Below are 21,874 nucleotides of genomic sequence, written 5' to 3' on the forward strand. Positions count from 1 at the left end.
TAGGTGGTCGTTTTATTGGTTTAAGGATGGTTGGGATTAGAAAATTCAGGATTATGGATAAATGTGGTATCGGTAAGCATGTTTAAAAAGGCAATTACAGCTTTCTTTTCGTGTGCGGAGAGTTGGAGTGATGTTCCGCCTATTTTGTTCGAACTGCCTTTTAAGAATGGACTGAGGTGTTTTTGTTTTAAATGTTCACTGTAATGATCGAGCACCTGTTGCAGCGAATTGAAGCGACCATCGTGCATATATGGCGCCGTTAACGCTATATTTCTAAGTGTTGGAATTTTAAAGCGTCCATGATCGCTGTCCATACCCGTAATCGCCGCTATTCCTTTGTCGGTAGAAATTTCATCAAGTCCGTTATTGTGAAACAATTCCAGATAGGTTTTCGCACCACCATGGCAATGGGCACAATCTGCTCCTCTGATTTTTTTGCGTGGTTGTGGCATAGTATTGAACAATCGCATGCCTTCCAACTCGATGGGGCTGGGCTTGTAGGTATTTTTGAGGTACCGGTCATAAGGCGAATCGGCAGAAATTAATGTCCGTTCGAATTGGGAAATAGCCATGGTAATCCTGTTGACTGTAATTGCGGTATCGCCAAATGCTTTTTGGAACAAGATCGGATACTTGGGAGACTGCCTTAATTTGGCTGCCGATACGGTTAATGCCTGTCCCATTTCGTGTGGATCGGACAGTGGAAATGCCGCCTGTGCTTCAAGCCCGGTAGCCCGGCCATCCCAGAAAAATCTGCGTGCCCATAGTAAATTAACCAATGCCATCGAGTTCCGGCTTGTTAAAGTGCCATCAACACCGCTGCTAAAGACTTTACCATCGGTAAAAGCCCGTTTCTGCTCATGGCAGCTGCCGCACGATATTTTGTTGTTTGCCGAAAGTAAGGGTTCGTAAAAAAGGTTGCGTCCAAGGTAAACGCCTGCCTGGGTTGTCGGGTTGTTTTGGGGGATCGAAATGCGGTTGCCAAAATTAGAAGGATAGGTAAGGGGATAAGGTGCCGGATCCAATTTACCTACCCAAATCAGTAATGTAAACGATCCGATAAGTGTGGTGATAACCTTAGCAAAGCTGTTCATCTGTTAGGGATTTGCCCGTAATTTGATTTTATCGTTATGTTTTTAAAAGTATAACGGTAAAATTAATAACAATAATTGCTTTTGCAAGGTTATTTTTGATATTTACTGGAAGGTAAAGTTTAAGTTGGGTGTGTTTTGGAAAGTAGGGCGGGGAATTTTTTAAATTTTGATCAAATTTTCTTCTTCTTTCATGAAGTCGATGAATTTTTTTTGGATTTTTTTGAATTCTGCAATTACCTGATGTCCTTTTTCTGTTAATATGGCCTTTCCTCCGCCAGTACCACCCCTCGAAAGTTGGACCAATGGCTCGGTAAACCCTTCGTTAGTGTGTTTTACCAGATCCCAAGCCTGTTTATACGACATTTTCATTTGCAAAGCCGCCTGGCGCAGCGATCCTGTAACATGTATACGCTCCAATAATTCTACCCTGCCATGGCCTAAAACTTTGCCCTCAGGGGTTTCAATCCAAATCCGTCCGTTAATCGAATAATTAGTAGCACTCATTAAGATGCAAGTTAGTAAATATCGGCTGAAGTACAGAAGCCGTAAATATTTTAGCAGGAAAGTATTCCACTGCGTAGTGGTGTAATATTTGATCGTTCGGAAAAGCTTAATTGATGAAAAGCATCAAAACTTTCCTAATTTTAGGCCAGATAAAACTAAGCGGAATGAGAAAGCTGATTTATGGTATTAACATCACACTAGATGGGTGCTGCGATCACACCAAATTTACTGGCGGCGATGAAATTCAGGATTATTTCAGGGAATTGTTGGAAGGGGTAGATTTGATTGTTTATGGCCGTAAAACTTACGAATTGATGGTGCCATTCTGGCCCGAAGTTGCTGAAACACAATCGATGGACAGGGCTGCAAATGCTTTTGCGAAGGTATTCTCGGGTTTAGACCGCGTGCTGGTTTCGCGCACGATAAAAGAAGTTAACGACAAGAAAACAACCCTTATTGGCGATAACCTGGAGGCAGAAATACTCAGGTTAAAGCAACACCCCGGTAAAGCGATTTCTACCGGTGGGGTAGAATTGCCCGCCAGGTTAATTGAGCTGGGTTTGGTAGATGAATTTCATATGGTGGTGCATCCGCTAATGGTTGGATCAGGCCGGCGCTTGTTTGCTGAAATGCAGTTGCCTGCAAATCTGGGCTTAAAGCTGATGGACACGCAAACTTTAGCTAATGGTTGCCTGGCATTGCGGTACGAAAAGATTTAAATAAATTAAGTTCGGGAACACCTGCACCCATTCGTCATTGCGAACAGCAGGGGTGTATGGTGAGCGGGGGTGAAGCAATCTAAATGGGTTGTCAACCAGATTTCATTGCATTTGACTGAGATTGATTTGGTAAGGCACAAGTCAGTCCATTTCACCAGGCTGGGGGGCTAAGACTTGCGCCAGCGAAAGGGATTTGTATCCCGTCCGTATTAGCATAATCTTTTTAGAGATACTTCGCTGCGCTCAGCATGAAAAAAGGCTAAGGTGTCTTAGTTGTCTGAGGTGGTGAAAAAATGTATAACATTCTCCTGAAGCCATTATTTAACCATTTAAGATAAATAAGCCTGTATTGGTTGATTACTTTGTTCAATGCCTGATATGGTAAAAAATAGCTTCGTTTCAGAGAAATTATAATACAGCCTCTTTTTAATTTTTAGCGAAAAATACAGTTAAAAATGCTGCAATTCGGTACAGATTTTAAATCTTTGTAAATGCTAAAGATATCTATAAAAACAACCCTGATTGCAGTTACTGCATTATTATTTAACACTATTGTTGCCGCTCAGCAGGTAGTAGAACCGGCCAATAACCCGGCTGAATGGTCTAAACCCTATAAACCTTTCCGCATTGCAGGCAATTTGTATTATGTAGGCACTTACGATCTGGCCTGCTATCTTGTTACAACCCCAAAAGGGCACATTCTGATTAATACCGGATTGGCCAATTCGGCCAGCCAGATTAAGGCCAATGTAGAAGCGCTGGGTTTCAAATTTGCTGATATTAAAATACTTTCTACCACACAAGCCCATTTCGATCACATGGGGGCAATGGGTACCATCAAAAAACAAACCGGAGCTAAGCTTGTAATCGATGCAAAAGATGCTGATGTATTGGCGAGTGGTGGCCGTACCGATTATGCACTGGGCGGTAAGGTAAGTTCATATACGCCGTTAAAGGCGGATAGACTGCTAAAAAATGGCGATTCGATTAAATTGGGTAATATGGCACTCGTATTATTGCATCACCCTGGCCATACCAAAGGATCATGCAGTTTCCTTTTTAAGATTAATGATGGTAAAAAAACGTATCGGGTACTCATTGCCAATATGCCAACCATTGTCACTCACGAGAAGTTTGATCAGATTAATGCTTATCCGGAGATTGCGAAAGATTATGCCTATACACTTGCAGCCATGAAAAAGCTTTCCTTCGATATTTGGTTATCTTCTCATGCCAGTCAGTTTAACCTGCATAGCAAACACCAACCTGGCGATGCCTATAACCCCACTGTCTTTATCGATAGAAAAGGTTATGATGCTGCATTAGCCGATTTGCAGAAAGAATACGATAAGAAGGTGAAGGAAAAATAATTGAATGTTGGAAAGTTGAAATGTTGTAAGGTTGGAATGTTTGGGAGCAAAGACCGTTCTCTCATTCAAAATTCAATCATTTTTAAATAATGTGTAGTGCTTGCGAAAATTCGTCATTGCGAGAAGGAACGACGAAGCAATCTTTCATGCCCGTAATTCTTGCTATAAAGATTGCTTCGTCGGCTGAAAAAGCCTTCTCGCAATGACGACATTCTTATGTGTTTGTCAATGTAGCCTGTCGAAGAACTGTCTGTTATAATTTGAGCAAGCTTCTTAATGCACTTAATTTCTTAATGATAAATAACGAATGATTGAATATTGAAAAGTTAAGACGTTATAAGGCTGAAATGTTTTAGAGACCTAAATTAATTATTGAATGAGTGAATTTGAATGATTGAATGTTTAACGTGCGAAGATTATTCTCTTATTCAAATTCACTCATACTTACCTTAAAGCCATTATGGTAAAGTAGTTAAATTAACACTTGGCGCTGTACCTGTAGCTGTTCTGCTCAAAGCAGTACCATAATTGGTATAAGTAGCGAAAAAGCCTCCGTTTTTAAGGTAAAAGCTATTGCCGGTTACACCACCCTGATAATCCATTCTCTGCTCTGCTGAAGCAGTAGCATCATAACTGAAACTCGCATTGGTAACCTCAGTCCAGCTGCCTGCGCTGGTTTTGTACCACTGGTTGCCATAATTACAGCTTCTTTGTAAATAGCCCTGATCTGGATTAAAGTTTTCGATAAACGAATATACACCGGTTAAGTAAGCGGTAGTATTCGGACGTTTCCATTGCGCCAAAACTTTCCATACGCCATTTTCGGGTGCATAAAACCAGGCTGTATAATCAGAACCACCGGCACCATCTGGTTTACCTTGCAGTAAAAACTTGTAGGTAGTACCGGCCACCCAGTTAAACAGCATGTACGATTGGCCTCCGGTACCTTCGCCGCCAAAACCATTGGTGGTTACATCCGTTCCTTTTCTTACCAGCGTAGTAGATCCTGTAGATGGATCCCAAACAGAGAATAAAACCCTTCTTTCCGTAGCCGAGTTTACCTGCATGCCAAAGTATCCGCCGCTAAAACCATCGGCCATAAAGTAAGAACCAATTTTATCCTGTCCGCTGGGAACATTCAGCTCGCTGTAAAACCATTCGGTACCCGATGGAACGGTGTAGTTTAAGTGGCACGATGGGCCTCGTCTAGACCAGTAATAATTGGTTACATCGTTGGCATATTGCACGTTTGAGGCAACTGTTGGTCCGCTGATTACCAGATCAGAAATGTCGCCAAAATAGCTGCCTGTTTTGCTCACCCCCTGTATATCTACCCTAACATAACCGGCTGTGGTAATGTTTACGGTACCAATATTAGTGGTGGTGGCTGTGGTACCGGTAATGGTTTTATTAAACACGGTACCATTAATGGTTACTTTAATGTTACTGCTTCCTGATGGTACCGTACCTTTTACTGCTACAGTTAAACTACCCGTAAGCCCTAGCCTGAACCAAACACTGGTAATGGTGCTGGCCGAGGTCCAGTTGTGTAAGCCTGTATCATTAATTAACCCGCCGGTGCCGGCAGTGTAGGCATTACCACCCAGGCCCACGTTTAACGAGGTGCCCCCTAAGCTCTCGGTAACGGCGATGTTTTTTTTAATTTCTGCGGATTGGGTATCCTGTAACGATTCAGTTTTTTTACAGGAGAAAAGGCTAAGCAAAAAAAACATGCTTGCAGCAAATGAAGTTGTTTTTTTCATTTTTTGTGATTTTGGTTAGTTATATGGTTGTTTTAATTAAGTTGCACTTATCCAATCGTCTTGTAAAAACAAGAGATTACTTTTGCTTAACCTAGCCTCAATATTCAACCCGGAATACTTTGTCTGTATGCAGACGATGATTTTGCTATACTTAGCCGCTAACCCGAAATAGAAGACTGTAGCACAATAAAAGATAAATTATTGTTGCTAACCTCACTCAAGTTAGCCACTGGAAGCAGAAAAAAAATAAGTTTCTAAGCGCAAACGTTTGCCTGTTTACAACTTGTATTTTTAAATAAACACAGCTACAATTTTTTATGCTACAATTTTTATTGAGGTTGTAGTTTTAAATAGCGTGTATTGAGAGTTAAATGTAAAATAAGATAGAATGTTGTTGTAAATCAGTTGGTTAATAAAATTTTAGTTGGTTTTTTTACCCCTGATTTTCGAATGGAGCAAACGTTTGTGTAAAGAATTTTTGATTAATTACTATTTTATTAGTTATTTGTTATTTTTACATTGCTTGGCTTTTATGAATCTTTTTTTTGATGCATGGGGGCTGTTTAAAGCGCTCACACAAATACCTGTCTTATGAAAATGTTTACGAAACTCTTTTTTAACCTGGCCATAATCATGTTGCTTTGCTCTTGTAAGAAACCAAATGCAGAGTTACCCGCTAAAATGCCCTACGTTCAATTTATCAAAATGCAAATTGCAGGGCAATCGCTTGAAATCAAGGGTTCAATCGATCAAAACAGGGACAAATTTAGCGGAAGCTGGACTGGTATCGGTTACGGAGATGGTACACAAAAAGAAATGTATACCGTAAATGTAACGGTGCCAAAAATGTTTTTAAACACAACAACGGATTCAAAATTCCAGGTTCGTATTTTCGATATTGAGAAAAAGGAATATTTGTTGTCAGACAGCGATCCATACAAACAAAGTTTTGCTAGCAGCATTTACCTGGTTACTAATTTAGGATCAGCCGATTTAAAAGTATACACTACTAATGAAACAAAGCCACCCTTCAAAGTGCAGATTACCAGGTACGAAAAGCCTAAAGATAGCGGTGTGCCCTTTGTTGGCGGTAAATTAAACGGAACCTTATATAATGTTAATAACCTGCAGGATTCGGTTGTAATAAAGGATGGCGTTTTTGATGTTAGATTCTGACCTTTATTTATTTCCATTTGTCGTTCATTTGCTGGTTGTTCAATTTTTTAAATAAAATCAAAGTAGTTATGAAGAAAATCTTAACGCTTTCTGCTATAATATTCATCAGTCATTTTGCTTTAGGCCAACAAGTAAAATCTTACGAGATCGATGGTATGGTGAAAAATATTCCCTCACGCATGCTATACCTGGCTACGATGAAACGAGATTTGGCTAATAATTTAAGCCAGCCTGTTATCGATTCTGCATTGATAACTGATGATCATTTTGTTTTCCACCGGGATACAACTCTTCTTGAACCATCATGGGCAACAGACATTTATTTTGTTGATTCATTGACGAAAAAGAAAACAAATCTTTCTTTTCAGAATAAATTTAATGCTAAAACGAGGTCGGTTAGTTTTATACTTGAAAATGCTAAAATGAGTATTGCCGGAGATATAAAGGACAGTAAAGGTTTAGTATTAGCAGGAGCAGCAGAAACTGAGATATTGAACCAGTTTGGTTTATTAATCCCGGGGGTATATAAAATGAACAATCGGATAGACTCATTAAAGAAAGCTGGAAATAAGGAAGCCCTTTCACAAGCTTTGAGCATTAAAAACGATAGTTTAATTTCTTTTAAAAAAAAGCTTTTAACACTAAGCAAACAAAACACTTCAAGCTGGGTGATGATGGTCAATGTTTATCAAAATGCTGATTTGTTTACTCCAAATGAACTGAATGAAATTACAAAAGTATTTTCTCAGGAAGTACTCAATACGCCAAAAGGTAAGCGCTTATTGATTTTTAATGAGCAAAGTAAGAATCTGGTAGCTGGTGCCAGTTTTCCTGCTTTCAGTTATAAAGATCCGGCTGGAAAAACCATCAACTTAAACACCGTAAAAGGTAAAAACGGAACCATAGTGGTTTTTTGGGCCAGCTGGTGCGGCCCTTGTCGGGCAGAAATACCCGAATTGAAAAAAATATACAATGAGTATAAAGTCAAAGGAGTCAATATGGTAAGTATTTCTGTTGATCACGATATAAATGCCTGGAAAAAAGCATTGGGCATTGAATTGATGCAATGGCCAAATATTTCTAATCTGCCTGGCGACAAAAATGAAATCTATAAAAAATATAACATTAATGCTATTCCAGCCATTTTTTTACTCGATGCGAAGAATAACATCGTAATGACTAACGATTACCGTATGCCTGTTTTGAGAGAAAATTTGAATAAAATGCTTGAATAAATCCGAACACCATGCTCCAACAATTTTGCAGCTATAACAACTGGGCCAACTCAACTTTGCTGGCTGCCTTAAAAACAAATGCAGATGTACTGCCTCAATCCTGTGTCAATCTGTTCAGCCATATCATGAATGCCCAGATGATTTGGTTGTATCGTATTAACGGACAGCAGCCTACAGTTAGCGTTTGGCAGGAGCACAACCTCGAAACCTGCAGCGTATTACTGGCCGAAAGCGGGCAGGGGCTTGCAGCGATTGAAAATCCTGAAGACCACGCTTTACCCTTAATTCAATACCGCAACTCTGCCGGTACAGCTTTCGAAACTGCTGTACCAGATATTTTACTGCATGTTTTTAATCATGGCACCTATCATCGGGCACAAATTGCCAAAGAAATGAAACAGCATGGCATTGATCCGGTTAATACCGATTATATCCAGTTTGTGCGTCTTAAAACCTCACAATCTTCTTAGTATGCTGATTAAAAATACATTATCCCTGATTTTTGTGTAATTATAAATTGGTTTTACTACCTTTGCAGCAGTATTAAAAAATAATAACCTATTGCGTCATGTAATCTCATTTGCACATTCATGTTAAATGACCTTTCCAAATCTGGAAGGGAGTAATTACTATTTCTTTTATTTTTACTGATTACAAGATGACTATTTCACAAAAATATGGTCGTACGTATCATTATCCGTTTTCGCCGGGTACAACCAGCGATGACCGGATACAGCACGACTATTGGGATAACATACAACAGATCCCAACATTGATACATACCGAAAAATTAGATGGCGAAAACAACTGCCTGTCCCGCTATGGGGTTTTTGCTCGCTCGCATGCGGCGCCAACTACTTCACCGTGGACAGCAAGCTTAAGGCGTTTCTGGCAAATGGTAAAACATGATCTGGGCGATCTGGAATTTTTTATGGAAAATTTATATGCTACACATTCCATCGCTTACCGTAAACTCGAACATCATTTTTACGTTTTCGGCATCCGCGAGCATGGCCGCTGGCTAAGTTGGGAAGAAACCGAATTTTATGCAAAACTGATTGATTTACCAACCGTGCCGGTACTTAAAACAGAACAAACACCGGTTGATCAGAAACAATTTGAAAGCGAAATACTGACTTTGGTTGCTGGTCGTGGCGCTTTCGACCCATTCGATGTGTATGATAACAAAGCAACCACCATGGAGGGAATTGTTAGCCGCAATGCCGCGGGCTACGAGGCTGATGCCTTTGCCCAAAATGTATTTAAATATGTACGTAAGGGGCACGTTAAAACCGATGAACATTGGACCAGAAACTGGAAACGTGCAGCCTTAATTAACGAAGGAGGTAAACATGTGGACCTTTAGCGAAAATAAAAACTGGGAATACCTGGAAACGCAGTTCGACTGGGTAAATCGGATGAATGGGGTGGAGCAGGATAAACGATATCATGCCGAAGGCAATGTGGCTATACATACACAGATGGTCTTGGCTGCCCTGCAAAATGAAGCTGATTTTAAAGCTTTACCTGCACAGGAGCAGGAAATTTTGTGGACAGCCGCGCTGTTGCACGATGTAGAAAAGTACAGCACAACCGTATTTGAACCCGATGGGAGCATTACATCAAATGGGCATGCACGTAAAGGCGCGCAGTTTGCCCGTAAATTGTTGTATCTGGATGGTAAGGTGCCTTTTCATATTCGCGAGCAGATTGTTGGCCTGGTGCGTTACCATGGTTTTCCGATTTGGTTGTTCGAAAAACCCGATCCGCTTAAGGCTTTGGTTAAAGTAAGCATGGAGGTAAATACCCAATGGCTGGCTTTACTGGCACGTGCCGATATGCTTGGTCGCATCTGTATCGATCAGGAAGATATGTTATACCGGATAGCCTGTTTCGAAGAATTTTGTAAAGAGCACCAGTGTTGGGGGCAGGCACGCTCGTTTGTCTCAGCCGAAGCTAAAATACATTATTTGCAGCACGAAGACAGCTATCTGGATTATGTACCTTTTGATGAGCCACAAGCTGAAGTAGTGTTAATGAGCGGTCTGCCCGGTGCAGGGAAAGATACTTTTATCAGGCAGCATTATGCCGGTTGGCCGGTTATTTCTTTAGATGCCATCCGTGTAAAATGGGGTATAAAAGCAACCGATAAGGCTGGTAATGGCAGGGTAATACAGGAGGCCAAAGAACAAGCGCGCGTGTATCTGCGTAAACAACAGCCTTTTGTGTGGAATGCGACCAATATTACCGGGCAGATGCGTGTGCAACTGATCGAGCTTTTTAATACCTATAAAGCGAAAGTGCGTGTAGTGTATATCGAAGTGCCACATCAGTTGCTGTTTCAGCAGAATAAAAACCGCGATGCCATAGTGCCAGCGGCTGTTTTAGAGAAACTGGTGCATAAACTCGAAGTGCCGGCTCTTTGGGAAGCACATGAGGTAATTTACCAGATCAGGTAATTGGCTTGCCCTACCAAAAAGTAAGTCGTCATTCTCGACTGGCGCGCGGCAGAACGCCCGCCTGCTTCGGGCCGCTCGAAATGACGATCTGCTTTAAGTTTTAGTCTTGCGTCTTTGTCTTTTTATCATTAAGAGATTAAGGTCATTAAGTTTTAGTTCTGCGCCAAAACTTCCGTCCCCGGTCTCCGGATCTTAGACTTTCTACTTTAGTCTTTAAGCTTTCCGCTCTTCTGCACCATGTCTTCCGACCCCGGTCTCCTGACTTCCGACTTTCTGCTTTGGTCTTTCTGCTTTCAGCTCTAGTCTCTTCACCATTAAGAGATTAAGATCATTAAGTTTTGTTTTTACACCTTTGATTCTTAAAAGTGATTTTTATTCTTGAAATGTATCATTTTGATTGTTGATTATTTTTTACATTGGCGAAGCAATGTAAAAATTAAAGGCATTATTATTGTTTAAGGCAGATGAACATTGTTTTTGTTTAAATTAGCGTAATTTTATGATCATAAAAACGAAACAATTTTAGCTTTAATTGATTTAAAGAAAATGCATTTCCTTCAAAACCACACTTTATCACAGCCCGAATACGCTCATGAACTATAAACAATTGCAGGAAGATGTAGCCAGCCATGTAAGCCATTACTTCCAAACCCATAACGATCCGAGGCTGGTTTACCACAATTTAGCACATACCGAAGAAGTGGTTAATGCCGCGCAGCAAATTGCCAACCACTACCAGTTAAGCGATGAAGATTTCTTCACCGTAACCGTTGCGGCTTATTTTCACGATACCGGCTATTTTGAAGACGCATTAAACCACGAGGCTAAAGGGGCCGAATTGGCTGATCATTTTTTAGAGAAACATAACGTAAGTACCAATATTTGTGATGGGGTTAAAAGCGCTATTCTGGCTACTAAAATTCCACAGCAACCTACCAACCAAATTGATAAAATACTTTGTGATGCTGATCTTTTCCACCTCGGATTACCCGATTTTCGCAAAAAAGGTAAGCTTATGCATAAAGAGGTAGAACTGATTTACAAAAAGGACATCAGCAAAACCGAATGGCGCCAGAAAGATATTCAGTTTATGGAATCGCACCATTACCATACCGATTATGCAAACCTGTTGTTAAGCGATCAGAAACAAGCCAATATTGACAAATTAAAAAGTAAACTTACAGCCCAGGAAGAAATCAGTGCCGAACTGGCCGAAACCAAAAACTTTGCGCCAGAAGTGGTAACCGGAAAGAAAAAGAAAGATAAAGACGATCGCCCTGATAAAGGCATCGAAACCATGTTCCGCATTACCTCGGCTAATAACCAGCGCCTGAGCGATATGGCCGATAATAAGGCCCATATTTTAATTACTGTAAACTCCATTATGCTATCGTTAATTGTGAGTTTGCTGTTGCGCAGGCTCGAAGATCACGGTAACCTCATTATACCCACCTTTATTTTGCTTTTGGTGAGTTTAACCTGTGTGGTGGTTTCCATCCTGTCAACCCGTCCATCTATCCCCAAAGGAGAATTTACCAAAGAAGATATGGACAATAAAAAGGTAAACCTGCTGTTTTTTGGTAACTTTTATAAAATGAGTTTGCCCAGCTATACCGAAGGGATGATTAAGGTAATGAACGATAAAGACTTTTTATACGGCACCTTAATTACAGATGTGTACTCGCAAGGTGTGGTTTTAGGCCGTAAATACAAATTGATTCGTCTGGCCTACAACATCTTTATGTGGGGCTTAATTGCCGCAGTATTTGCTTTTGTTATTGCTTACGCAGCTTACGGTAAACTGTAATGGAACAAATAACCGAAACCACTTTCTTTAACCGCGATTTAAGCTGGCTAAAATTTAACGAGCGCATTTTAATGGAAGCCGAACGCAGTACAGTGCCTTTGCTGGAGCGTATTAAGTTTTTGGCCATATTTTCATCCAACCTCGATGAATTTTACCGCGTACGCATGCCTATTTTACTCGCGTTGGAGAAATTGAGCAACCGCGAAGATAACGACATTAAAATCGACGATAATTTATTAAATACCGCTAATCAGTTTATTTCCGATCAGCAGCAACGCTATGGTAAAGTGCTGCGCACAGAATTAATCCCGTTGCTTAAAGAAAATAAGATCAACTTAATTTACGGTCAAGCCATCCCGGCACAAATTGAGCAAAATCTTACCCGTTATTTCTTGAGCCAGGTAATGGCCTTTTTGCAACCGGTGCATTTGAAAGATAACAAAGACTTCTTTCCTGCCAACAACGAATTATACTTTTTAGTTACGCTTAAGCAGGGAGAAGAAACCGAAGCAGTTATTCTGAACATTCCTTCCAATCAGCTGCCGCGTTTTTACAAAGTAGATGCCGCAGATGGTACCTTTATTGTTTTTCTGGATGATATTATCCGTTTTCATCTCGGCAGGATTTTTCCTGGTCAGGAAATTACCGGTTGTTACAGTTTCAAAATTACCCGCGATGCCGAACTCGATCTGAAAGATGAATATCCGGGCAGTTTATCCGATCAGCTCGAAAAACAGCTTTTAAAACGCGATTTAGGCTTAGCTACCCGCTTTTTGCATCAGCCCGGTATCCCCGGTGAAGTGATGGATGGCCTGAAAAAACTCTTCAATTTAAAAAAAGCCAACAGGATAGAGGGTGGGCAATACCACAATCTCAAAGATTTTATGGCTTTTCCGGTAAATTCGCCAAAACTATCAAATGAAAGTTGGCCAAAAATCTGCAATACCGATTTAATTGAAGGCACTTTAACCGAAACCATTTATAAAAAGGATATCATTGTACATACTCCTTACCAGAGTTACGACAGCATTTTGCGGTTTTTTAACGAAGCTGCCATTGATGCCGATACACGCGAGATCTATGTAACCCTTTACCGTGTAGCCAGCGATTCGAAAATTGTAAATGCACTCATCAGCGCAGCTAAAAATGGTAAAAAAGTAACCGTTTTGGTCGAACTGAAAGCCCGTTTTGATGAAGCCAATAACATCAAATGGGCAAAGAAAATGCGCGAAGTGGGGGTGAATATTATTTATAGTGTAACCGCTTTAAAAGTACATGCCAAAGTAGCGCTGGTTAAACGGCAGGTGGGCGACAGGATGCATTATTCGGGATTATTTTCAACCGGAAACTTTAACGAAAGTACAGCCGCGTTTTATACCGATCATGTTTTAATGACCGCCAATAAAGAAATGCTGCGGGAAGTTGAGCTCTTGTTTATTTTTCTGGCCAAAAGGGTAAAACCACGCGCTTCCGATCTGATTCATTTTAGGCATCTTTTAGTCGCACAGTTTAACCTGCAAACGGTTTTTCTAAGCTTAATTGACCGCGAAATTGAACATGCCAAACAGGGCAAAGCAGCAGCAATAACCATTAAAATGAATAACCTCGAAGAGAAGGTTTTGATCGATAAACTTTATGAGGCTTCAGCTGCTGGTGTAAAAATCGATATGATTGTGCGCAGTATTTGTCGCCTGGTACCCGGTGTACAGGGAATGAGCGAAAACATTAAAGTTACGCGTATTGTTGATCGCTATTTAGAGCACGGCCGTATTTTTATTTTCCATAACTTAGGTAAAGAAGAGGTATACCTTGGCTCAGCCGATTGGATGAACCGCAACATTTACCGGCGTATTGAAGTCTGTTTCCCGATTTACGATGCACAAATCAGGCAGGAAATTATCGATATCATAGCCATTCAAAAACAAGATAATGTGCAGGCTGTTTGTATTGATGAAAATATGGATAATATACCGGTTGAAACCACAGGAACGCCTGTTGCTTCGCAATACGGTATTTACCAACTATTAAAAAACAAGCATTAAATTTTACTTCCTATGAATTATAAAAGAACTTTCATTGCCTCAGGCCTTTTGGTAGCAACAGCTTTTTTAGGCATTTCATGCGTAAATAGTACCCGTGATGATAAAGAAACCACAGGTGCCGAAAATACAGCTGTAGCCGAAGCCCAAAAAACAGGCTTACCCTACGATTTAAGCAAACCAGTGAAATACAATATGCCGCAAAGTTTGTTCGAAATTTCGGGTATTGTTTTCCATAACGGCGATGCTAAAGAGGTATTTGCCATTCAGGATGAGGACGGAGATCTTTTTCACCTCGGTTTAACCGATAAAACAGCAAAGTTTACCAAATTTGGCGGCAAAGGCGATTACGAAGATTTGGCCATTATCAATAATTATGTAGTGGTGTTAAAAAGCAATGGCGAACTGCATACTTTCCCTATTTCGGGCATTAATGCTCCTGAAGTTGCTAATGTGGTTAAAACGAAAGATCTTGTGCCAAAGGCCGAGTATGAAGGTTTGGCAGCCGATGAAAAAGCAGGGATGATTTACGTGCTGACGAAAGACAGTAAAGCCGATGCCAAAGCAAAATCAACAAGTATTTATGGCTTTAAAGTAGCCGCTGATGGAACTTTTACCCCAGCTGGTGAATTTGGTATTTCGCACAAAGAAATCGAAGAGAAATCTGGAGCCGGAAAAACCAAATTCCGCCCGTCGGCCCTGGCTAAAAACGTAGCTACCAACGAATGGTATGTGCTTTCATCAATCAATAAACTGCTGGTGGTAACCGATGCCGGTTTTAAAGTGAAGGCTACTTATCCTTTACCGGGCAGTTTCTACAACCAGCCAGAGGGTATTGCTTTCGATAAAGACAACAATCTTTACATTTCCAACGAGGGAGGCACTTTAGCCGCCGGAAATATTTTAATGTTTAAACTGAAAAAGTAGGCTCGCGGAGCTTACTTCCTTGCGATCGTCATGCTGAACTTGTTTCAGCATCTCATAAACCTTGAAATACCTGTTCGACTGGCCGGGCCGAAATCCGATAGCTATCGGATCAGGGTGACGATCGATATGGATAACTGATGAATAGATAAACAAACTCTAAAATTAACTATCTTTATACAAACACCGGAATATGATTAAAAGATTTACCCTTTTTTCAATCTTATGTTTAACCAACCTCATTGCTTTTGCACAGGATGACGTAAAATACCGCGTAATTCTTTTTGGCGATGCCGGTGAAATGAACCCTGCACAAATGCAGGATTTAAAAAATGCCGCCAAACAAGTCATCCCTAAAAAGACTACCGTACTCTATCTTGGCGATAACATTTATCCAACCGGAATGGGCTTGCCCGGCAGTGTTGAAGAAGAAGAAACCAAAAAGATATTACACTCTCAGTTCGATCCCATGCGTAAAATGGGGGCTGCAGTATATTTTTTGCCCGGCAACCACGACTGGGATAAATCGGGACCAAAAGGGCTGGCCAAAATACAGGCCCAGGGCGATTACCTCCGTGCCCAGAACGATCCATTGCTAAAACTGATTCCCGATAACGGTTGCCCCGATCCCGTAGCCATTAAATTAACCGATAAATTGACCATTATTGCCTACGATAGCGAATGGTGGTTATTCCCGTACAACAAATTCAACAATAGCGGCGATTGCGATTGCCGTACCAAAGATGAAATACTGGTAAAAATGGAGCAGTTGCTCGAAGAAAATAAAGATAAAATGATTCTTCTGGCATCGCACCATCCGTTTCAAAGTTATGGGCCGCATGGCGGCTATTTCAACTTGCGCAACCACATTTTTCCGCTCACTTCGCTAAACAAAAACCTGTATATTCCTATGCCGGTTTTGGGCTCGGTTTATCCCTTGTTGCGTTCAACTTTACTAAGCCCCGAAGATTTAAACCACCCCGCCTATAAAGATATGATCAAATCTGTTACTGGCGTATTTGGCGATTATCCAAACGTTACTTATGTGGCGGGGCACGAACATGGCCTGCAGTTAATTAAAGGCAAACATTTACAGATCATTAGTGGCTCAGGTTCAAAAGTTTCGCCCAATAAGGAAGGTAAAACCTCACTGTTTCACGAAATGCAGCAGGGCTATGTAGTGGCCGATCAGCTAATGAACAACGATATGCGCTACGAATATTACATCTATTCCGATACCAGCGTTAAACGTGTTTACAGCTACACCAAGAAATACGAAACCATTAGCCAAAAAGTGCGCAACCGCGATAAACCCATTCCTGCCGATAGTATTTTTGTACGCATCAAACCCGAATATGATAGTGTTGGGCGTTTCCACCGTTATATTTTTGGCGAGAACTACCGTAAAGAATATGCCGAACGTACCAAGGTGCCGGTACTCAGGGTTTCGCAAATGATGGGTGGTTTAAAAGCTACGCAACGTGGTGGTGGTAACCAATCGCGGTCTTTACGTTTAGAAGATAAAAACGGGAAAGAATATGTACTGCGCAGCGTAGAAAAATACCCTGAAGTACTTTTACCCCCGGCCTTACGCGAAACCTTTGCCAAAGATGTAATTAAAGATAACATGTCGGCACAGCATCCCTTTTCGGCGTTGGTAGTGCCAGATTTGGCAAAAGCTGCAGGCATTCCACACAGTACGCCCATTATAGGCTGGGTTTCTCCTGACGATAATCTGGGCGAATTTGAACCCGCTTTTGCCAATACCTTATGTCTTTTTGAAGAACGCGAACCTGTTGGCGAATCGGACAGTTCGCCTAAAATGGATAAAAAATTAACCGAAGATAATGATAACCGCCTGGATGGCCCCGCTTGGGTAAAGGCCAGGGCTTTCGATGTGTTACTGGGCGACTGGGACAGGCACGAAGACCAGTGGCGCTGGAAAGAAACCAAAACCAAAGACGGATCGCGCTATACGCCTGTACCACGCGATCGTGATCAGGTATTTTTCAGCTCAGATGGCAAGTTGCAGCGCTATACCCAATCATCGTCGCTTTTGCCTATGATGCAGGGTTACGAACGCGGTATTCAGAATATTAACTGGTTTTTATGGGAAGGAAGAGAAATCAGCAGTCGCTGGACAGCCAATATCGGTGAAGCAGAATTTGATAAGATTGTAAAAGATTTTTGTGCTAATTATAACGATGCTGTTTTTGAAAAAGCATTGAAAAAACTGCCGGAGCCGAGCTACTCGCTGCATCACGATGCCTTTTTGGCACAATTGCGCAACAGGATTGCCACTTTGCCTAAATTAATGAACCAGTATTATCATTTCTTTAACCGCATTGTAGATATAGAAGTAACCAATAAGAACGAGCGCATACAAATTACCGATGCACCCGAAAATGGCCTGAACGTTAAAATCAATAAAATTTCGAAAGAAGGTAACATTAAAGACGAACTCTTTAACCGCTCTTTCGATCCCAAAGTAACCAAAGAGCTTCGGGTGTACATGCACAACGGAAACGACAGCCTGATCCTGAATAATAAAAATTCAGGCATCAAAATTCGCATCATTGGTGGCAAGGGAGCTAAAGTTTACGATTTTGCGAACAGCAATGGCAATGTGAAACTTTATGGCCGCACAGATAAGGCAACTTACCTTGGCGAAGATCAGCATAAAATCAGGAAAATTATCTCAAACGATACCGCCAACTTTAGCTACATTCCTAAAGATATGTACCGCCGTAATACCTGGTTGCTAAACGCAGGCTACAATAATGATGATGGGGTTTTATTAGGTTTAATTTATAAACAAACCAATCCGGGTTTTAGAAAGCAACCTTACGGCAATGCGCAAACCATTTCGTTTTTACATTCCTTTTCTACAAAGGCTTTCAGGTTTAACTACAAAGGCGAGTGGTTAAAAGCTTTAGGGAAAGGCGATATTGTGGCAAAAGCCGACATCAATGCGCCTAATAACACCCAAAATTTCTTTGGCTTTGGTAACGAAACCCATTTCGATGAGCATGGCGACGATATCAGGTATTATCGGGCACGTTTTAACATTTACCAGTTCGATGCTGCCATCCGCTGGCGCCGGCCAAAATCTACTTTCAGCGTGGGACCTGCTTTTCAGTATTATAAATTTAACGAAGAAGATAATGCCGGCAGGTTTATCGAAAATGGCGCGCAGTTGCACTCATCCGATAGTTTAACTGTACGCAACGAAAAGATGTTTGCCGGTGCATTTGTAAACTTTACCAACAATACCCGCGATAACGACCTCCTGCCAACATTGGGCAGTTTTGTCGATTTTAAACTTTTGGGCTACAAGGGTGTAAACAAGTACTCCAATTCTATAGCACAGTTTACCGCCAGTATTGCCCTGTATAAAAATTTAGATGGCAGAAAGAACTTTATCCTGGCCGATCGTTTTGGCGGTGGGGTTACGGTAGGTAAACCGGCTTTTTATCAGGCTTTATATTTAGGCGGACAAGGCAATCTGTTAGGTTACCGCCAGTTCAGGTTTGCCGGCGAGCACATGTTTTACAACAATTTGGAGCTCAGAGCAAAGCTTGGAGATTTGGTAAGTTATGTTTTACCCGGACAAGTTGGCTTGTTAGGATTTTACGATGTTGGCAGAGTTTGGAAACGTGACGAACCATCAACAATATGGCACCACGGTGTTGGAGGAGGAGTTTATTTCGCACCTGCATCACTAACAGTTGTACGATTTGTGATGGGACACTCGAGCGATGGCTGGTATCCGTACGTATCGTTGAATTTTAGGTACTAAATTTGTGTAACATAATTATGGATGTTTTATCGAAGTATTACGTTCAGCAGACTAACATTGCATCAGGTAGTAACTACCTTTGCAATAGTTTAGTAACTAATTAGATAACTATAATTTTTACACTATAGCAAAACTTATACAATGAACACCAATGTAATACAGATACATAAAAATGAATGTATTCATTGCCAGGTAGAATCAAGTCTGTCTTTTCGTCCACTTGTGGAGTATTTAAAGGGCCGTTTGAAAACAGAGAAATCGGTAAAATCAGAATTTTACAGGTTTCTACTTCAAAAAATAGAAAAAGACGATGTGCTTTTAGGTGGCATTAGCGCCGAAGATTTATCAAAATATAAAGATACGTTAGAATTGATTTTTACCATTCTAACACCTTTAATGGATAATGAAGACGATTTGTTTTGGGCATTAAGTACCCCAATTCCAGATCAGATCTTTTTTAGTACCAATGCTTTTTACCAGTTTTTTAAAGATCATGATCCTAAAAACAAGGTAACCAAAGATAATGAGCCGGTAGAAAAGAAACAGCTGAAATTTATTTACAATACCATTTTAGCTCGTTTTTACAATTTTACTTCGGTACTTAAAAATGAAATTATTTATGCCCATTTAAATCAGGAAACCAAACTTACGCAATACTATAATATCCAAACCGATACCAAGTTTGTAGATATTATGCATAAGGGCGATTTACCTGAGCTGAATTTTGAGGCACTGGGTAAACATTTTCAGGAAGAAACAGAGTTAGAATACCTCGTAGAACACCTGCCTTTAAAAAACTTTCATTTTGAAGGTTTTAGCATCATTTCCATTACCGATGTTACTTTGCAGCACTCTATTGAAGGCATTCGTGGTGCTCTGGTTGATCACAATTACCAAACCGAAGCCTACACCCACGTAATACATGCTTTAAAAACATTAAGTGGTAACAGTAAGCTCGAATTTGGTTTAATGCCATTTTTAACTGTTAACGATAAGCTGGTATTCGATAATCAGGAATTTTCGCAGAGCATGCTCATCAATTCGGCAAAAGCTTCCAATTTAGAAGAAGAAGTTTTTTATTCGCTGGTTGATAAATATAAGGAAAATCCACGGTCTATTTTTGTAAGTGCCATTAACGATGATCAGATCGAAAAAGATCCTTTTTTAAAGGTTTTAAAGGCCGCAGGCGTTTGTTCTTACTCTGTATTGCCTATTTACTACAATAAGCAGCTTGCAGGCGTGTTGGAGGTTTATTCTAACGATGAAGTAGTGGTTGACGATAAATTATTGTCAAGGTTACGTCCCGCATTGCCTTTAATTGGTCAGCTTTTTCAATACAGTATTGAAGAGTTTGATGCCAAAATGGATGAAATCCTGATGGATAAATTTACCGCTTTGCAACCTTCGGTGCAGTGGAAATTTAACGAAGCCGTTTGGCATTTCCTTCAGCAAAACAATGGTTATCACAAGTTAAAGGAGATCGAAACCATCACCTTTAAGCATTTGTATCCGCTTTTTGGTGCTATTGATATCCGAAACTCCACTATCGAACGTAATAAGGCACTTAAAGATGATATGGAAGTGCAGTTGAATACGTTGATTGATACTTTAAAACTCATCCGCAAGCATGTTTCTTTAGAGCTGATTGATAAGCTGATTTTCAACTGTCAGGATTGGATTAAACGTATTGGCGATTTTGCTTCATCGAACGAGGAAAGTCAGCTGAATGAGTTTTTGGAGGTAGAGGTTTATCCTTTCCTGTCAATCATTAAAGGTAATCACCCTAAAACAGCCGAAGTTATTGATCAGTATTTCGAAGTAGTGGTGCCCGAAACTGGTGCTGCATTCGAAAATCGCAGGCAGTTGGAAGTTTCCATGCAGCTGATCAATACCGAAGTAAGTCAGTACCTGGAAAAATCGCAATCGAAGCTGCAGGCTTCTTATCCTTGCTATTTTGCCAAATTCAGAACAGATGGGGTGGAGTATGATATTTACATTGGTCAGGAAATTGCACCCGAAAAACCTTTCGATTTGCTTTACCTGAAAAATATCCGCCTGTGGCAACTGACTTCTATGGTTGATATTGCCCGTTTATCCAAAAGCTTGATTGCCGAAATGCCGCGCGAGCTTGAAACTACGCAATTGATTTTTATTCATTCTAATGCTATCGATATTAGTTTCAGGAACGATGAACGCCGTTTCGATGTAGAAGGAGCGTACAACATCCGTTACGAAGTGGTTAAAAAACGTATCGACAAAGTATTGGTTAAAGGTACTGCAGAGCGATTAACACAACCGCATAAAATTGCCATGGTTTACTTTAATCCCGAAGAAGCCAAAGAGTATTTAGAGTACATTAAATACATGCAGGTGCAGGGCTTTTTAAACGATGATTTAGAGCAGCTTGAATTGGAAGAATTGCAAGGTGTTTCGGGTTTAAAAGCTTTAAGGGTTGGTGTAAAATATGCCGATGAGAAAAAAACAAAAGCAGATGTGACCAAAAACTTAAAGCCAAAAGAAATCAAATCGATTGAAAAAGAAATTGCTAAAGTATTGCAACACTAATTCAGTCAGGCTAAATATAAATCCTCCAATTTAATTGGGGGATTTTTTTTGCTGTTATCCTGAAATTCAAACTGTTGATAGATGCATCAAATTGTAGATTTATTAATCAGTTTTTGTATGCTTTTGAATAATTGTTTGTATCTGATTTCGATCAGTTTAGAATTTTTCCACATTTTTATTTTTTGTAAAACGCTTTTAACAATTCGTAATAACGCTTTCTGAACCGCTTTTGCATTTTGTTAGTGCTTCTGTATGAGTATTATAGGAATTGTTGGCCTGATATTTGGTTTTGAATATGCGATGTAGCAGAGGCTACTCATAATCGATTTATAAACCTTTAAATTTTAAAACTATGGCTTTCAAAGCTAGATTAAATTTTTCAGGCAAGGAGTACGATGTGCTTCATTGTGCCTATGCGTT

Annotated in this window: 15 protein-coding genes; 12 read left to right on the top strand and 3 right to left on the bottom strand. The window is 40.4% G+C overall.

Features of this window, described 5'->3' with window-relative positions:
- Positions 1 to 20: 20 nt before the first annotated feature.
- A complete protein-coding gene (locus BLR37_RS19735; protein WP_090771615.1) occupies positions 21 to 1,094 on the bottom strand; it encodes a cytochrome-c peroxidase in 1,074 nt (357 codons plus the stop codon).
- 159 nt (positions 1,095 to 1,253) lie between these two features.
- Positions 1,254 to 1,598, bottom strand: a complete 345-nt coding sequence (locus BLR37_RS19740; protein WP_090771617.1) for a winged helix-turn-helix domain-containing protein — start codon at positions 1,596 to 1,598, stop codon at positions 1,254 to 1,256.
- Between the two features lie 164 nt (positions 1,599 to 1,762).
- On the opposite strand from BLR37_RS19740, the gene BLR37_RS19745 reads away from it, so the two are divergent.
- Both BLR37_RS19745 and bla read left to right on the top strand, forming a co-directional pair.
- Positions 1,763 to 2,317 (top strand): dihydrofolate reductase family protein, encoded by a 555-nt coding sequence (locus BLR37_RS19745; protein WP_090771659.1) that lies wholly within the window; start codon positions 1,763 to 1,765, stop codon positions 2,315 to 2,317.
- Between the two features lie 491 nt (positions 2,318 to 2,808).
- Complete coding sequence (gene bla, locus BLR37_RS19750; RefSeq protein ID WP_090771619.1) at positions 2,809 to 3,687, top strand: subclass B3 metallo-beta-lactamase; 879 nt, start codon at positions 2,809 to 2,811, stop codon at positions 3,685 to 3,687.
- A gap of 458 nt (positions 3,688 to 4,145) precedes the next feature.
- On the opposite strand, the gene BLR37_RS19755 is transcribed toward bla, so the two are convergent.
- A complete protein-coding gene (locus BLR37_RS19755; RefSeq protein ID WP_090771621.1) occupies positions 4,146 to 5,450 on the bottom strand; it encodes a DUF3472 domain-containing protein in 1,305 nt (434 codons plus the stop codon).
- Between the two features lie 591 nt (positions 5,451 to 6,041).
- Between BLR37_RS19755 and BLR37_RS19760 the strand changes: the two genes are divergently transcribed.
- From BLR37_RS19760 to BLR37_RS19805, 10 genes are all read left to right on the top strand, one after another.
- Entirely contained in the window at positions 6,042 to 6,626 is a 585-nt protein-coding gene (locus BLR37_RS19760) for a DUF5025 domain-containing protein (RefSeq protein ID WP_090771623.1), read from the top strand.
- Positions 6,627 to 6,694: 68 nt separating this feature from the next.
- Complete coding sequence (locus BLR37_RS19765; RefSeq protein WP_143009631.1) at positions 6,695 to 7,861, top strand: TlpA family protein disulfide reductase; 1,167 nt, start codon at positions 6,695 to 6,697, stop codon at positions 7,859 to 7,861.
- Positions 7,862 to 7,872: 11 nt separating this feature from the next.
- On the top strand, positions 7,873 to 8,331 hold the full coding sequence (locus BLR37_RS19770) for a DinB family protein (protein WP_090771627.1): 459 nt from the start codon (positions 7,873 to 7,875) through the stop codon (positions 8,329 to 8,331).
- A 188-nt stretch (positions 8,332 to 8,519) separates the two neighbouring features.
- Positions 8,520 to 9,227 (top strand): RNA ligase family protein, encoded by a 708-nt coding sequence (locus BLR37_RS19775; RefSeq protein ID WP_090771630.1) that lies wholly within the window; start codon positions 8,520 to 8,522, stop codon positions 9,225 to 9,227.
- Positions 9,214 to 10,320: an AAA family ATPase gene (locus tag BLR37_RS19780; RefSeq protein ID WP_090771632.1), complete on the top strand. Its 1,107-nt coding sequence runs from the start codon at positions 9,214 to 9,216 to the stop codon at positions 10,318 to 10,320. Before BLR37_RS19775 ends, BLR37_RS19780 begins: the two co-directional genes overlap by 14 nt.
- 592 nt (positions 10,321 to 10,912) lie before the next feature.
- A complete protein-coding gene (locus tag BLR37_RS19785; protein ID WP_090771634.1) occupies positions 10,913 to 12,127 on the top strand; it encodes a Pycsar system effector family protein in 1,215 nt (404 codons plus the stop codon).
- Positions 12,127 to 14,169, top strand: coding sequence for a polyphosphate kinase 1 (gene ppk1, locus BLR37_RS19790; RefSeq protein WP_244154711.1), 2,043 nt, complete (start codon positions 12,127 to 12,129; stop codon positions 14,167 to 14,169). The genes BLR37_RS19785 and ppk1 overlap by 1 nt, the downstream gene beginning before the upstream one ends.
- 12 nt (positions 14,170 to 14,181) lie before the next feature.
- Positions 14,182 to 15,093, top strand: a complete 912-nt coding sequence (locus BLR37_RS19795) for an SdiA-regulated domain-containing protein (protein ID WP_090771636.1) — start codon at positions 14,182 to 14,184, stop codon at positions 15,091 to 15,093.
- A 190-nt stretch (positions 15,094 to 15,283) separates the two neighbouring features.
- On the top strand, positions 15,284 to 18,889 hold the full coding sequence (locus BLR37_RS19800) for a BamA/TamA family outer membrane protein (protein WP_090771638.1): 3,606 nt from the start codon (positions 15,284 to 15,286) through the stop codon (positions 18,887 to 18,889).
- 243 nt (positions 18,890 to 19,132) lie between these two features.
- On the top strand, positions 19,133 to 21,454 hold the full coding sequence (locus tag BLR37_RS19805) for a GAF domain-containing protein (protein ID WP_143009632.1): 2,322 nt from the start codon (positions 19,133 to 19,135) through the stop codon (positions 21,452 to 21,454).
- Positions 21,455 to 21,874 lie beyond the last annotated feature (420 nt).

The organism is Pedobacter soli (assembly GCF_900101435.1).
Lineage (GTDB): Bacteria > Bacteroidota > Bacteroidia > Sphingobacteriales > Sphingobacteriaceae > Pedobacter > Pedobacter soli.